The sequence below is a fragment of the Allobosea sp. Tri-44 genome (assembly GCF_004123845.1).
Lineage (GTDB): Bacteria > Pseudomonadota > Alphaproteobacteria > Rhizobiales > Beijerinckiaceae > Allobosea.
The window spans coordinates 138200-152279 of the sequence record NZ_NBDP01000016.1 but is presented as its reverse complement, the minus strand read 5'-3'; the positions used below and the strand labels follow the sequence as shown (position 1 = coordinate 152279).

The window sequence follows — 14080 nt, the reverse complement described above, 5'->3', positions numbered from 1 at the left end:
CGCTCACGCGTTCGTCTCCGCGCCCTTGCCCGGGAAGCGCGCCAGCGCCGCCTCCAGCGAGACCAGTTCGCGCTCGCCGCCGGCGCGGCGCTTGAGCTCGACCTTGCCTTCGGCCAGGCCCTTCGGGCCGACGATGATCTGCCACGGAATGCCGATCAGGTCGGCCGTGGCGAACTTGCCGCCCGGGCGCTCGTCGCGATCGTCATAGGCCATGTCGTAGCCCTTGGCGGCGAGCCCCTGGTAGAGCTGCTCGCAGGCGCCGTCGGTCGCGGCATCGCCGGTCTTGAGGTTGAGCACCGCGATATCGAAGGGCGCGATCTCGTCGGGCCAGACGATGCCGCCCTCGTCATGACCGGCCTCGATCAGCGCGGCGACGAGACGGCTCGGGCCGATGCCGTAGGAGCCCATATGGACCGGCACCAGCTGCCCGTCGGGACCGGCGACGGTCGCGCCCATCGGTTCGGAATACTTGGTGCCGAAATAGAAGATGTGGCCGACCTCGATGCCGCGCGCCGAAACCTGCCTGTCGGCGGGGATCGCCTCGAAAGCCGCCTTCTCATGCATCTCCTCGGTCGCAGCATAGAGGCTCGTCCACTTGTCGACGATGCCCTGGAGACTGGAAACGCTGTCGAAATCGGTGTCGGCGGCCGGCGTCGCGAAGTCGAGATAATCCTTGTGACAGAAGACCTCGCTCTCACCGGTCGAGGCGAGCACGATGAATTCGTGCGAAAGGTCGCCGCCGATCGGCCCGGTATCGGCCCGCATCGGGATCGCCTTCAGGCCGAGCCGCGCGAAGGTGCGCAGGTAGGCGGTGAACATGCGGTTGTAAGCATGGCGCGCGCTGGCCTGGTCGAGATCGAAGGAATAAGCATCCTTCATCAGGAACTCGCGGCCGCGCATCACGCCGAAACGCGGGCGGACCTCGTCGCGGAACTTCCACTGGATGTGGTAGAGGTTGAGCGGCAGGTCCTTGTAGGACTTGACGTAGGACCGGAAGATCTCGGTGACCATCTCCTCGTTGGTCGGGCCGTAGAGCATCTCGCGGTCGTGTCGGTCCTTGATGCGAAGCATCTCCTTGCCATAGGCGTCGTAGCGCCCGCTCTCGCGCCAGAGATCGGCCGACTGGATGGTCGGCATCAGGATCTCGATGGCGCCGGCGCGGTTCTGCTCCTCGCGGACCACCGCGCTGATCTTGTTGAGGACGCGCAAGCCCAGCGGCAGCCAGGAGTAGATGCCGGCGGACTGCTGGCGGACCATGCCGGCGCGCAGCATCAGCCGGTGCGAGACGATCTCCGCTTCCTTGGGCGTATCGCGCAGGATCGGCATGAAATAGCGGGACAGGCGCATCGGAACACTCGTCGAGGGGCGATGCGCCAGGACGAGCGCACCGAGTCAGGTCAGTCCAGAGACACCATCGGCGTTTGCAAATTGCAAACGCTAATGCAGATCGCCGTCAGGCAAATGCACATCGGATGGCGTTGGCGAAAATGTCAGGGCTTGGCGAACTTCGCCTTCAACCTGTCGCTGACAATGGGCGGAACGAAGGCGGAGACATCGCCACCCATGGCCGCGACCTGGCGGACCAGCGTCGCGGTGATGTGACGTGCCAGCGGCGTCGCGGGCAGGAACACCGTCTGCAGCTCGGGAACCATCGTATGGTTCATGCCTGCAAGCTGCATCTCATAGTCGAGGTCAGTACCATCGCGCAGGCCGCGCACCAGGATCGTGGCGCCGACACGGCGTGCCGCGTCGATGGTCAGATCGTCGAAGGTTACGACCTCGAGCTTCGTCCCGAGCCTGGTTGCGACCGGCTCGCAGATCTCCCGCAGCAGTTCGGCGCGCTCATCGGCGGAAAAGGTCGGGGTTTTTCCCGGATGAACGCCGATGGCGAGGATCAGCCTGTCGCACAGGCGGCAGGCGGCCTCGATCATGTCGACATGGCCGTTGGTGACGGGGTCGAAGGACCCTGCGTAGAAAGCTGTGTGGCTCATGCCAAAGCGTTAGCCAACGCAGGCGCCCGCGACAAGGCGCTCAGGCAACACGTAGCTCGTCGATGACGTGATCGACCCGTGCGGTCAGTGCCTGGGTCAGCGCAGTCAGCTCGCTTGCCGCCTTCAGGACCGCATCGGAGGCACCGGCGGTGTTGCGCGAGGCGAGCGCGACCTGGCTGGTCGCCTGTCCGATCAGGACGATCTCCTGCGTCGCGGCGAGGACCTCGGCGGCGATGGCATGGGTCGCCGCGTGCTGGCGCTGCATGGTCTGGCTGGTTCGCCGCGTCGCCTCGTTTAGATCCTGCACGAAAGCGCGGATGCCGGCGATGCCCTCGACGGTCGCGGCGGTCGCCTGGTTCATCGCCTCGATCTGGCGCGCAATGTCCTGCGTCGCATTGGCGGTCTGGGTCGCGAGCGACTTCACCTCGCTGGCGACGACCGCAAAGCCCTTGCCCGCCTCGCCGGCGCGGGCCGCTTCGATGGTGGCGTTGAGCGCGAGCAGATTGGTCTGGCCGGCAATCGCCGAGATCAGCCCGACCACTTCCGATACGCGTGCAGCGCCATTGGACAGGCTATCGACGATCCGGCTTACAGAATCCGCATGCTCGCGCGCCCGGCCCGCGGTCACATCCGAGGAACGCACCTCGGCGGCGAGAGCATCGACGGCTCCAAGCAGATCCTGCGCCGCACGCTCGATCGACTGGACGCTGCGGATCGCGTTGCCGGTCGAACTATCGGTGTCGGCAGCGCCTGCCTGGGCCTCTCGCGCGCCCTCGGCCAGCTGGTGCGCGGTCACACCCAGGGTTTCCGCCGAGACGGAAACCGAGGCCGACACGGTCCGTACCGAATCCGCCAATTCACTCGCCAGTTCGCCCAGCAGAGCGCGGCGATGCTGCTCGACCTCGGCCTGGCGCGTTTCCTGCTCGGCCTCGCGGCGCTGCGCTTGCCCGCGCAAGGTTTCGCGGATCAGCTCGATCGACTTGGCGATGCCGCCGATCTCGTCGCGACGCCGGGCTCCGGGAATCTCTTCCTCCGTCCGCCCCGCGGCGACGCCGGCGAGCCTGTCGGACAGCCGCGCGATCGGGCGGGCCACCGACCAGCCGAGCAGGATCGCTATCCCGAACAGCGGCAGCAGGACCAACAGGCCGGCGGAAACGACCGCGCTGCGGATCTTGCCGACGACAGCGAAGGCGCTGTCCTGGGGAGCGGTCAGCCAGAGCAGCCAGCGCCAGTCGCCGATCACGACCTCTTCCCCGCTCGCGACCAGCGCCCGACCGTCATGGCTGACCATGGCGATGAGCGCGTTCTCGGGCTGGCCGGTCAGCCGGTTCCGGTCGAGCGTCTCGCGTGGCGAAGCGCCGTCGCGCCGCAGCGCCGGATTGGAGCGCATGAAGCCATCGGAGCCGACGACGAAAACCCGTTCCGCACTGGAACCGACGGGATTGAAGGCGAGCACATCGTCGATCAGGCGCGTATCGACAGCGATGACGATCGTGCCCAGCTGTTGGCCAGTCCCTGCCTCGGCGTCGTAGAACGGAGCGGCCAGGAAGGCGCGCGGCTCGCCACCGGCCGGATCATAGGGCGCGAAGTCGAGCACCACCTGCTCCCCGACAGCTTTACCCCGCGCCAGTTGCACGGATCTGGCGAGGCCGGTGCCGGCCAGATCCTCCTCGCTCAGGAGGCGGCCGAATTCGGGGCCCTTGGTGACGCTGTAGACCACCCGGCCCTTGCGCGAGACGAGGTAGATGTCGGCGTAGTTGAACTGCTTCAGCGCCGCTGCATAGGTCTCGTGGACCGGCACATGCCGCCAGGAGTAACCGTGCTGATGCTCGCGGCCGGTGCGGGCGATGCGTTCGGCCAGGGACAGCGATCCATCACCCTGATAGTGGCCAAGGATGCTCTTGTAGTCGTGCGGGCCGAGCTCCATCCACTTGCCGATCTCGTCGAGTGCCGAGACGGTGAAGGCGCTGCGCGCCTGGACGGCGAGTTCTGCACGAAGCTGCGACCAGCGGCGCTCGATGGCCCGGACATGGCTTTCGACCAGAGTGTGCATGCGCTCACGCACCGCGCCCTGCGCCCAGCTCGACACGGCAAGATAAGCGGACGAGCCGACAGCCAGCGCCGCGAGCAGCGCCAATGCCAGCATCGCGATAGGAAGCCTGATTCTGAGGCTGAACACGAATCAGGTCTCCGCCCGGCGTCGACTGCGCCAGGAGACCCAACACGAGTGCAGTTAACGTTGCTTGAAGCGTGCAACGCACCGCAATCGCTTCACAAGGCGCCGGGCAATGGCGCCAGGGCGGCGAGCGCCGCGGCGCTCCCGAGGACCAGAGTGAGCAGCGCGACGACGACGGCTGCGAGCGATACCCGGCGCGGGCGCCGGACCAGAGAGCCGAACTGCATGGATCCTCTTTGCGAATCAGTGCGTTACCCCAGCCCATGCCTGCGCTGAGCGCCCGGCCATGCCGTGGCGGAAACATGGAGAAATCGTGACCCTGCCCCAAAGGCAGCCAAAACGCCGCGCACAGATCCCGGTCATTTCTCTCCTTCTGCCGTTTCCAGACGGATCGAAAGCGCGCTAAACCCCGCTCGCCATGCTGACCCTCAATGACATCACCTATCGCCTCGGCGAGCGCCTTCTGCTCGACCATGCCAGTGCCTTCCTGCCGACCGGCTCGCGCGTCGGCCTCGTCGGCCGCAACGGCACCGGCAAGACGACGCTGTTCCGCATCATCACCGGAGATCTCTCCCCGGAGGGCGGCAATGTCGCCCTGCCCAGGGGAATGCGCATCGGCGGCGTGGCGCAGGAAGCTCCCGGCGGGCCTGAAACCCTGATCGAGGTCGTGCTCGCCGCCGATATCGAGCGCGCCGCGCTGATGAAGGAGGCGCAGACCGCAACCGATCCGATGCGCATCGCCGAGATCGAGACAAGGCTCGCCGATATCGGCGCCCACTCCGCGCCGGCGCGCGCCGCGACCGTGCTGCACGGGCTCGGTTTCGACGAGGCGGCGCAGCAGCGGCCCTGTTCCGATTTCTCGGGCGGCTGGCGGATGCGCGTCGCGCTCGCCGCCGTGCTGTTCTCCGAGCCCGATCTGCTGCTGCTCGACGAGCCGACCAACTATCTCGACCTCGAAGGCACGCTCTGGCTCTACGACTATCTCGAGCGCTATCCGCATACGGTGCTGGTCGTCAGCCATGATCGCGAATTGCTCGACACCTGCGTCGACCACATCCTGCATCTCGACCAGGGCAAGCTGACGATCTATCGCGGCGGCTACAGCGATTTCGAGAAGCTCAGGGCCGAGAAGCAGGCCCATCTCGCCAAGGCGCGCGAGAAGCAGGACGCCGAGCGCAAGCACCTGCAATCCTTCGTCGACCGCTTCAAAGCCAAGGCCTCGAAGGCCAGCCAGGCCCAGTCACGCGTCAAGCGACTGGAAAAGATGCAGGAGATCGCGGTCATCCAGGACCGCGACGTGCAGCCCTTCAACTTCCCCGCCCCCGAGCGGCCGCTGTCGCCGCCGATGGTCGTGCTGGAAGGTGCCAGCGCCGGCTATGGCGATCGCAAGGTGCTGTCGCGGCTCAACCTGTCGCTGGCACCGGATGATCGCATCGCCCTGCTCGGGTCCAACGGCAACGGCAAATCGACCTTCTGCAAGCTGATCGGCGGACGGCTTGCGCCGCTCTCCGGCGAGATGCGGCGCTCATCGAAGCTGCAGACGGCCTATTTCGCCCAGCACCAGCTCGATGAGCTGCGCATGGAGGACACGCCGGTCGGCCATATCCGCGAGCTGATGCCGGACGCTCCCGAGGCCAGGGTGCGGGCCCGCACCGCGCAGACCGGTTTTCCCGCCAACAAGGCCGACACCCCGGTCAAGAACCTCTCCGGCGGCGAGAAGGCGCGCCTCATGCTCGGCATCGCCACCTTTGGCGGCCCGCATCTGCTCATCCTCGACGAGCCGACCAACCATCTCGACATCGACAGCCGCACCGCTTTGGTCAAGGCGATCAACGATTATCCCGGCGCCGTCATCCTGGTCAGCCACGACCGCTTCCTGATCGAGGCCTGCGCTGACCGGCTCTGGCTGGTCGGGGATGGCACGGTGAAGAGCTTCGATGGCGACATGGACGACTATCGCGACTTCGTGCTCGGTCGCGACAAGCCGGCGCAGCGCGGCAAGGCGGAGGCGGATGCTTCGGGCAAGGCCGAGGAGCGCAAGGGCGCGGCGGCGAAGCGCCAGGCACTCGGACCGCTCCGGCAGAAGCTCAATCTGGCCGAGGCCCGCATCGCCAAGCTGACCGGGCTGATCGAGAAGGTCGACGGCGCGCTCGCCAATGGCGCCTTCGCGCGTGAGCCGGAGAAAGCACTTCTGCTCTCGCGCCAGCGCGGCGAGTTGACCGAGGCGCTGGCCGCCGCCGAGGAGGAATGGCTGATGCTGAGCGAGGAGCTGGAGAGCGCCTGAGGCCTCCGCGGCTTTTGACGCGGGTTCATCCCGGACGTAGCGAAGCGGAGATTCGGGATCCATGCCTGAGCTTATCAGGATAAAGATTCAGGCATGGGTCCCGGGTCTTCCTGTGGTCGCCCAGGACGCCTGTCCTTGGTCATGAGAGGCTGAGCCCCCGTCCGCTCAGCCCTGCTGCTCAGGCTGTCCCGGCTTCACGATCCGGCTCAACCGATTGTCGGTGAACATGTAGATCTCGCGATTGCCCGGCTCGGAGTAGAGCACCTGGACCTCGCGCTGGCCCTTGCCGTTGTCGCCGATCAGCACGTCGGTCGGCCGCTTGGCCTTGAGCCGGACGAGCTCGCATTCGGTGATGCCGACGGCGATCTCCTTCGGCAGCGGCCGCGTCGCCGGATCGAGCGAGACATCGGCGCTGCATTCGCCCTCCGGCGTCAGCATCGCCTCCTGCGTCGAGACGCGGGCCGAGGCGCTGCTGCTGCGGGTGCCGCGCTCATCGGATACGAAGGAAAACCCGCCCATATCGACGGAACAGCCGGCCAGAGCAGCCGCCAAGGCCAGGGCAACAGGAACTTTCACGCTTTCTTCTCCCAGCGGCCGGTCTCGTCCTGCTGCCAATAGGTGGCGGCGACGCCGAGCGTCCGCAGCTTTTTCCAGTCTTCGCGGGCCGAGGCGAGAGCATCGGGATCGTCGCCATCGAACATCAGGATGACGCGCTCGTAAGCCTCCAATGCGTCCGGAATGCGAACGCCATCGACACAAAAGCGGACTTGCGCGCTATTCGGGTTGTCGCTGGCCGTGGTCAGCACGATCGGATTGGTCGCGGCGTCCGGCTCGGATGCCGTCGCATGCGGCAGGAAGGATTCGTCCGCATAGGTCCAGAGCTTGTCGTCGAGCGCGGCCAGGCGCTCGCGGCTCGACACCTCCACCACCGCCTTCCAACCCCGGGCGAGCGAGCGCTCGAGCAGGGTCGGAAGGACCTGCTCGAGCGGACGCCCCTGCAGATGGTAGAACAGAACTTCGGCCATTACGCAGTCAGCACAATCCCTTGCGAGCCTCGGCTCAGAGTCCGAATCAGCTCTCGTAGTGGTCCGCCACCAGCCGGTCGAGCAGGCGCACGCCCCAGCCGGAGCCCCAGGAGCGATTGGTCTCGCTGTTCGGTGAGCCCATGCCGGTGCCGGCGATATCGAGATGCGCCCAGGGCGCGTCGTTGACATGGCGCTGCAGGAACTGCGCCGCCGTGATCGAGCCGCCATGGCGGCCGGCCGAGTTCTTCATGTCGGCGAACTTGGAATCGATCATCTTGTCGTAGGCCGGCGACAGCGGCATGCGCCAGACCGTCTCGCCGGTCGCCTTGCCGGCGGCTGCGAGCCGCTCCGCCAGCTCGTCGCTGTTGGAAAACAGCCCGGCGTTCTCCTGCGCCAGCGCGACCAGGATCGCGCCGGTCAAGGTCGCCAGATTGACCATGAAAACCGGCTTGAAGCGCTCCTGCGTGTACCAGAGCACATCGGCGAGGACGAGCCGGCCCTCGGCGTCGGTATTGATGATCTCGATGGTCTGGCCAGACAACGAGGTGACGATGTCGCCCGGCCGCTGGGCCTTGCCGTCCGGCATGTTCTCGACCAGGCCGATCACGCCGACGGCGTTGACCTTCGCCTTGCGGGCGGCAAGCGCCTGCATCAGTCCGGTGACGCAGGCAGCGCCAGCCATGTCACCCTTCATGTCCTCCATGCCGCCGGCCGGCTTGATCGAGATGCCGCCGGTGTCGAAGGTCACGCCCTTGCCGACGAAGGCGACCGGCTTGTCGCCCTTGGCGCCGCCGTTCCAGCGCATCACCACGACGCGGCTCTCGCGATGCGAGCCCTGGCCGACGCCGAGCAGCGCCCGCATGCCGATCTTCTTCAGCTCCTTCTCGTCGAGGATCTCGACCTCGACACCAAGCTTATCGAGCTTGCCGGCCCGTTCGGCGAACTCTTCGGGGAAGAGCACGTTCGGCGGCTCGTTCACGAGATCGCGAGCGAGCTCGACGCCATTGGCGATGGCTTCGCGCGCCTTCAGCGCCTTCTTGACCGAGGCCGGGTCGGCGACGCGCAAGGTCACGGTCTTGGGCTCGGACTGGTCCTTGTCCCGGCTCTTGGTCTTGTAGCGATCGAAGACGTAGCTCCTCAACCGCAGGCCGAGTCCAATTTCGGCGATCTCATCAGCAGAGAGTTCGCCATCGGGCAACGCCGCAATAACGTCGGCGCTGCGGCCATGGCCGAGCCGGCCGGCAATGGCGCCGCCGAGCGCGGCGAAATCAACCTTGTCTCGCTCGGCCGCTGGGCCGGTTCCAACCAGAATCAGGCGCTCGTACCCAGCGCCGTCCGGCGCGAGCAGCGTCGATCCGGAGAGCGCCTTGCCCTTGAAGCGCTCCGCCGCGGCGGCGCGCGCAATCAAGGCATGGGCGCCCGTACCAATCCAATCTTCTGCCGCCTTGGGGGGCGCCAGCCTGTCCGAGACGAGGATGACGAGATCCCCCCCGGCAATGGCGTTCAGGGCTTTGACCTCAAGCTTCAGGCGCTGCGACATCGAAGGCTCACGGGTTGCGGAAGAAGGGTTGGCGGAAGGAGCCGACCGAGGCGGGGGCTCGCAAAGGCCACAAACGATTCCCGTTTGCGCCATGATCGAAGCTATACCATAGGGAGTTCGAGGCGAGCCGTCCAAGGGGAGCGCCTTCTTCAGAGTACCCCGGCCCCAGGATCTCCACCCTCGTGCGTTTCGGACTTCTCGACCGCTATATCCTGAAGATCGCTGCCGGCGCGGCAGTGATTCTGCTGGTCGGCCTGACGAGCGTGATCTGGGTCACGCAGGCGCTGCGCGAGGTCGACCTCATCACTGGCAAGGGCCAGACGGTGATGATCTTCTTCACCGTGACCCTGCTCTCGCTGCCGGCGCTGATTGCCGGTATCGCGCCGGTCGCCTTGTTCATGGCGACGCTCTACACGCTCAACAAGCTCAACAGCGATTCCGAGCTGATCGTGATGAACGCCGCGGGGGTCCCGCCGCGGCGGCTGACACGGCCCTTCATCGTGCTGACCCTGATAACCTCCGCCCTGGTCGGCTGGATATCGTTGGGGGTGATGCCGGCCGGTTTCCGCGCGCTGCGCGACCTCATCACCCTGATCCGCGCCGATTTCGTCGCCAATGTGATCAAGGAAGGCCAGTTCGTCTCGCTCGATTCCGGCGTCACCTTCCACTATCGCGAGAAGCAAGGGCAGGCCCTGCTCGGCATCTTCATGCAGGACCGACGCGATCCCAACCAGCCCGCCGTCTACATCGCCGAGCGCGGCCAGTCGGCCGAGGCCGACGGCAACAGCTTCCTGATGCTGGAAAAGGGCACGATCCAGCGCGAGAGCCGCAACCAGAACTCGAGCTCGATCATCTCGTTCGAACGCTATGCGCTCAATCTCTCCGCGCTGACGGGCGATTCCGACGGCGCCGCCGGCGGCAGCGGCGACGGCGACAAGGTCATCTACAAGCCGCGCGAGCGCACCACCTGGGCTCTGCTGACGCAGAACCCGAACGAGCCCTACTACAAGCTCCAGGAAGGCCGATTCCGGGCCGAGCTGCACAACCGCCTGTCGGCGCCGCTCTACCCGATCGCCTTCATGCTGGTCGCGTTCGCCATTCTCGGCGAGGCGCGAACCACCCGCCAGGGACGCGCCGCCGCGATCCAGATCGCCATCCTCCTGGTCGGCGCCATCCGGATCGGCGCCTATGCCGCCTGGACCGCCAGCGTGCGCTCGCCCCTCGCGGCCGCCCTGCTCTACATCTTGCCGATCGGCACGATCCTCCTGGCGGCCTTCGCCATCGGCTTCGGCTCACGAACGCGTGTTCTCATCGACCAGCTGACGGAGCCGCTGATCGCGCCCTTCCTTGCCCTCGCAGCACGTTTCCGGCGCGCCTGATGCTGCTGTTCCAGACCTTCGGCCGCTATCTGACGCAGCGCTTCCTGCGCGCGATCCTGAGTGTGTTCGGCACCTTCTTCTTCCTGATCGCGACACTCGACTTTGTCGAACTGATGCGGCGCGCCGGCGATTCCCCGACCGCGACGACGCCGAGCATCATCCAGCTCGCGCTCTACCGTGCCCCCTCGGTGGCAGAGCAGATCTTCCCGTTTGCAGTGCTGTTCGGCGGCATGTTTGCCCTGCTCAATCTCAGCCGGAAGCTGGAGCTGGTCGTTGCCCGCTCGGTCGGCATCTCGGCCTGGCAATTCCTGCAGCCGGCGGCGCTGGTCGCAGGGGCGGTCGGTCTCGTCTCGATCGGAATCTACAACCCGGTCGCCGCTGAACTGAAGCAGCGCGCCACGGCGCTGGAGGCCTCGCTCTTCGCCCGGACCGGGCAGGTCGTCGGTGGCAAGGAAATCTGGCTCCGCCAGCGCAGCATGGACGGCCAGGCGATCATCCGTGCCGCTGCGGCACTGGGGGACGGCGTGGGGCTCGCTCAAGTCGCGTTCTTCACCTTCTCCCCCGATGGCGGCTTCAGCGAGCGCATCGAAGCGAAGCAGGCGGTGCTCTATCGCGGCTACTGGGAATTGTCGGAGGCTCGGGTCACGTCCGCCACGGAAGAGCCACAGAGCTACTCGACATACCTGATCGCGACGACGCTGGAGCCCGACCAGGTGCGACAAAGTTTCACGCCGCCCGATTCCGTCGGCTTCTGGTCGATGCCGGCCGTGCTCGACCGAACCCACAAGGCCGGGCTCGATACGACGCGATACGAACTGCGCTACGAATCCCTCAAGGCGCGGCCACTCCTACTGATCGCCATGATCTTGGTCGCGGCATCCGTTTCCTTAAGATTTTTCCGGTTTGGTGGTGTGACCAGATTGGTGGTAGGTGGCGTCGCGGCCGGGTTCATGCTCTATGTGGCGACACAGTTATCTGAGGAATTGGGCTCATCGGGCATCGTCAATGCCTCGGTGGCCGCTTGGCTGCCCGCGATCGTGGGCACACTGCTCGGCGCGCTCGCCCTTCTCCATCAGGAAGACGGCTGAGAATACGGTGGCTATGGTTAATTTTGGATTGAGTTCATGGCTTCCGGCGTAAGACGCATCACGCGCCTTGCAGCTGCGACCGCGTTGGCGACGACACTCGCCCCGGTCCTCGGCTGGACGAGCCTGGCCTATGCCCAAACTCCGGCGGCCAAGCCGCAGGAGCGCATGGTCGTCGACGCGCGCGAGCTCGTCTACGACAAGGACAACAACACCGTTTCCGCGGTCGGCGATGTCCAGATTCTCTATCAGGGCCGCACGATCGAGGCCGACCGCGTCGTCTATGACCGCCAGAGCAAGCGCGTGGTCGCGACCGGCAATGCCCGCATCACCGAATCCAACGGCACGGTGATCACCGGCGACCGCTTCAACCTGACCGACGACTTCCGCGACGGCTTCATCGATTCGCTGCGCGTGGTGAACACCGACAAGACCCGGTTCTCGGCGCCGCGCGCCGAGCGCACCGATGGCGAGGTCTTCGTCTTCGACAAGGGCATCTACACGGCCTGCGAGCCTTGCGTCGATCAACCCGAGCGCCCGCCGTTCTGGCAGGTGCGCGCTGCCCGGATCATTCACAAGAAGTCCGAGCAGATGATCTACTACGAGGAGGCCCGGCTGGAGTTCGCCGGCGTCCCGATCGCCTATATCCCGTTCATGTCGGGACCAGACGCCACGGTGAAACGCAAGACCGGCTTCCTGGCGCCGAAATTCATCAACACCTCGGCGCTCGGCTACGGCGTCGGCCTGCCCTACTTCATCAATCTCGCGCCGAACTACGATCTGACGGTGACGCCGACCTATCTCTCGCGCCAGGGGCTGCTCGGCGAGGTGGAGTGGCGGCATCGTTTCGTCAACGGCTCGTACAACATCCGCGCCGCCGGTATTTTCCAGCAGGAAAAGGAGGCTTTCCTGTCGAGCCCCTTCGGTGCCGGTGACGACAAGTTCCGCGGCTCGATCGAGAGCTCCGGCAAGGTGTTCATCAACCCGCGCTGGAACTTCAGCTGGGACGTCGCCGGCTCGACCGACCGGTTCTTCTTCAAGAACTACCGAATCCGCAGCGAGAGCATCACGGCCTCCACCTATCTGCAGGAATCGACCTCGACCGTTTCGCTCAACGGCCAGACGGCGAACGCCTGGTTCGACATGCGCGGCTACTACTTCCAGCCGCTGACCTATTACGACTGGCAGAAGCAGCAGCCGGTCGTCGGTCCGGTCGTCGACTACAACCGGCGGATCCACAAGCCGTCGATGATCGGCGGTGAGCTGTCGTTCACCGTCAATCTGACGCATCTGACGCGCGAGGCGGCCTCCTTCAAGGAACTGCCGCTCCAGAAAAGCTTCCTGATCACCACGCCGAACTATTCACTGTTCGACGGCTGCGCGGTCTATCAGAAGGGGCAATGCCTCGTGACCGGCCTCGCTGGCTCGATCGCGCGCGCCACCGCCGAGGTCGATTGGCGGCGCAACTTCGTCGATCCGATCGGTCAGGTCTGGACGCCCTACGCCTCGCTGAGAGCGGACGTGTTCTCCCTCAACCCGAACACGACCAGCTACGCCAACGCGCATGTCACCACCATCGCCGATACCTCCGATGAGGTGTTCGGCCGCGCGATGCCGGCGATCGGCCTGATGTACAGGTTCCCCTTCGTCGCCTCGACCTCCTGGGGAACGCACATCCTCGAGCCGGTCGCACAGGTCGTGGCGCGCCCGAACGAGACGAACAGCCTGCGCGTCGCCAACGAAGATTCGCAGAGTCTCGTCTTCGACGATACCAATCTGTTCGAATGGAACAAATTTTCCGGATACGATCGGGTCGAGGGCGGCAGCCGGGCGAATATCGGCCTGCGCTATAGCGGCACGTTCGGCCAGGACGCGTATGCCAACGCCTTGTTCGGACAGTCCTATCATCTCGGCGGCCGCAATTCCTATTCCAGCGGCGACCTGGCGAATACCGGACTCAACTCGGGCCTGGACACCCGCCGCTCGGACTATGTCGCCAAGGCACAGCTCCAGCCGTTCAAGGGTCTGCTGCTGCAGGCCGGTGGACGCTTCAACGAATCGACCTTCGAGCCGCAGCGCATCGATGCCTCCGCGGCCTTCAGCTACAAGTTCCTGTCGACGACGGTCGGCTACAGCCGCTACGAACCGCAGCCTGACCTCGGCATCCCGCGCCGCCGCGAAGGTCTCAGCCTCACCCAGTCCGTCTCGTTCGCCCAGTACTGGAGCGTGCGCGGCAGCGTTCTGTTCGACCTCGACAAGTTCAAGTACGATCGCGAGCGCTATCGCGATGCGCTGTCGCTCTATATGGCGAACCCTGCCAGCACCCCGAACCCGGTCTATCCAAACACCGGCCCATTCCAGACGGCGGCGGCTTCGTTGGGCCTGCGTTATCAGGATGAGTGCACGATCTTCGACGTGTCCTATTCGCAGTCCTATGCCGACAGACAGGCGGGCTCGACGAAGGATACGCGGACGGTCATGTTCCGCCTGGAACTGCGAACGCTCGGCGAGATCAGCTATTCGCAGAACCTGGGTTCGAGCAGTTCTGGCGACGGTGTCGCGTCCAGCAATTGATGGCGCCCTTGCCGGCGTTTTCCAAA

General features: G+C 65.7%; 11 protein-coding genes. 4 read left to right on the top strand and 7 right to left on the bottom strand.

The features are described 5' to 3' along the window. Nucleotides 1–3 precede the first annotated feature (3 nt). From proS to B6S44_RS30050, 4 genes are all read right to left on the bottom strand, one after another. Nucleotides 4–1347 carry a proline--tRNA ligase gene (proS, locus tag B6S44_RS11485; RefSeq protein WP_129157027.1) on the bottom strand — a complete coding sequence of 448 codons (1344 nt, stop codon included), beginning with the start codon at nucleotides 1345–1347 and terminating at the stop codon, nucleotides 4–6. A 143-nt stretch (nucleotides 1348–1490) separates the two neighbouring features. Beyond that, nucleotides 1491–1991, bottom strand: a complete 501-nt coding sequence (coaD, locus tag B6S44_RS11480; RefSeq protein ID WP_129157026.1) for a pantetheine-phosphate adenylyltransferase — start codon at nucleotides 1989–1991, stop codon at nucleotides 1491–1493. A gap of 40 nt (nucleotides 1992–2031) precedes the next feature. Continuing rightward, on the bottom strand, nucleotides 2032–4170 hold the full coding sequence (locus B6S44_RS11475; protein ID WP_129157025.1) for a methyl-accepting chemotaxis protein: 2139 nt from the start codon (nucleotides 4168–4170) through the stop codon (nucleotides 2032–2034). A gap of 92 nt (nucleotides 4171–4262) precedes the next feature. Then, nucleotides 4263–4394 (bottom strand): hypothetical protein, encoded by a 132-nt coding sequence (locus B6S44_RS30050; protein ID WP_257791806.1) that lies wholly within the window; start codon nucleotides 4392–4394, stop codon nucleotides 4263–4265. Nucleotides 4395–4585: 191 nt separating this feature from the next. On the opposite strand from B6S44_RS30050, the gene B6S44_RS11470 reads away from it, so the two are divergent. Further along, a complete protein-coding gene (locus B6S44_RS11470) occupies nucleotides 4586–6451 on the top strand; it encodes an ABC-F family ATP-binding cassette domain-containing protein (protein ID WP_129157024.1) in 1866 nt (621 codons plus the stop codon). Nucleotides 6452–6616: 165 nt separating this feature from the next. On the opposite strand, the gene B6S44_RS29855 is transcribed toward B6S44_RS11470, so the two are convergent. Genes B6S44_RS29855 through B6S44_RS11455 form a run of 3 tightly spaced genes read right to left on the bottom strand, consistent with a single transcriptional unit; the run spans nucleotide 6617 to nucleotide 9016 of the window. After that, nucleotides 6617–7027: a hypothetical protein gene (locus B6S44_RS29855; protein ID WP_248309558.1), complete on the bottom strand. Its 411-nt coding sequence runs from the start codon at nucleotides 7025–7027 to the stop codon at nucleotides 6617–6619. Further along, nucleotides 7024–7476: a DNA polymerase III subunit chi gene (locus B6S44_RS11460; RefSeq protein ID WP_129157023.1), complete on the bottom strand. Its 453-nt coding sequence runs from the start codon at nucleotides 7474–7476 to the stop codon at nucleotides 7024–7026. The genes B6S44_RS29855 and B6S44_RS11460 overlap by 4 nt, the downstream gene beginning before the upstream one ends. 46 nt (nucleotides 7477–7522) lie before the next feature. Then, a complete protein-coding gene (locus tag B6S44_RS11455) occupies nucleotides 7523–9016 on the bottom strand; it encodes a leucyl aminopeptidase (protein ID WP_129157022.1) in 1494 nt (497 codons plus the stop codon). A gap of 182 nt (nucleotides 9017–9198) precedes the next feature. Between B6S44_RS11455 and lptF the strand changes: the two genes are divergently transcribed. The 3 genes from lptF to B6S44_RS11440 are packed head-to-tail and all read left to right on the top strand — an operon-like array spanning nucleotide 9199 to nucleotide 14054. Then, nucleotides 9199–10395 (top strand): LPS export ABC transporter permease LptF, encoded by a 1197-nt coding sequence (gene lptF, locus B6S44_RS11450; RefSeq protein WP_129157021.1) that lies wholly within the window; start codon nucleotides 9199–9201, stop codon nucleotides 10393–10395. Continuing rightward, on the top strand, nucleotides 10395–11483 hold the full coding sequence (gene lptG, locus B6S44_RS11445) for an LPS export ABC transporter permease LptG (protein ID WP_129157020.1): 1089 nt from the start codon (nucleotides 10395–10397) through the stop codon (nucleotides 11481–11483). The genes lptF and lptG overlap by 1 nt, the downstream gene beginning before the upstream one ends. Before the next feature lie 36 nt (nucleotides 11484–11519). After that, nucleotides 11520–14054 (top strand): LPS-assembly protein LptD, encoded by a 2535-nt coding sequence (locus B6S44_RS11440; RefSeq protein ID WP_129157019.1) that lies wholly within the window; start codon nucleotides 11520–11522, stop codon nucleotides 14052–14054. Nucleotides 14055–14080: the final 26 nt, after the last annotated feature.

Coding starts and splice junctions, on each gene's coding strand:
- B6S44_RS11460 (WP_129157023.1), bottom strand. CDS start 7,476: ATGGCCGAAGTTCTGTTCTACCATCTGCAGGGGCGTCCGCTCGAGCAG.
- coaD (WP_129157026.1), bottom strand. CDS start 1,991: ATGAGCCACACAGCTTTCTACGCAGGGTCCTTCGACCCCGTCACCAAC.
- B6S44_RS11440 (WP_129157019.1), top strand. CDS start 11,520: ATGGCTTCCGGCGTAAGACGCATCACGCGCCTTGCAGCTGCGACCGCG.
- B6S44_RS30050 (WP_257791806.1), bottom strand. CDS start 4,394: ATGCAGTTCGGCTCTCTGGTCCGGCGCCCGCGCCGGGTATCGCTCGCA.
- proS (WP_129157027.1), bottom strand. CDS start 1,347: ATGCGCCTGTCCCGCTATTTCATGCCGATCCTGCGCGATACGCCCAAG.
- lptG (WP_129157020.1), top strand. CDS start 10,395: ATGCTGCTGTTCCAGACCTTCGGCCGCTATCTGACGCAGCGCTTCCTG.
- B6S44_RS11470 (WP_129157024.1), top strand. CDS start 4,586: ATGCTGACCCTCAATGACATCACCTATCGCCTCGGCGAGCGCCTTCTG.
- B6S44_RS11455 (WP_129157022.1), bottom strand. CDS start 9,016: ATGTCGCAGCGCCTGAAGCTTGAGGTCAAAGCCCTGAACGCCATTGCC.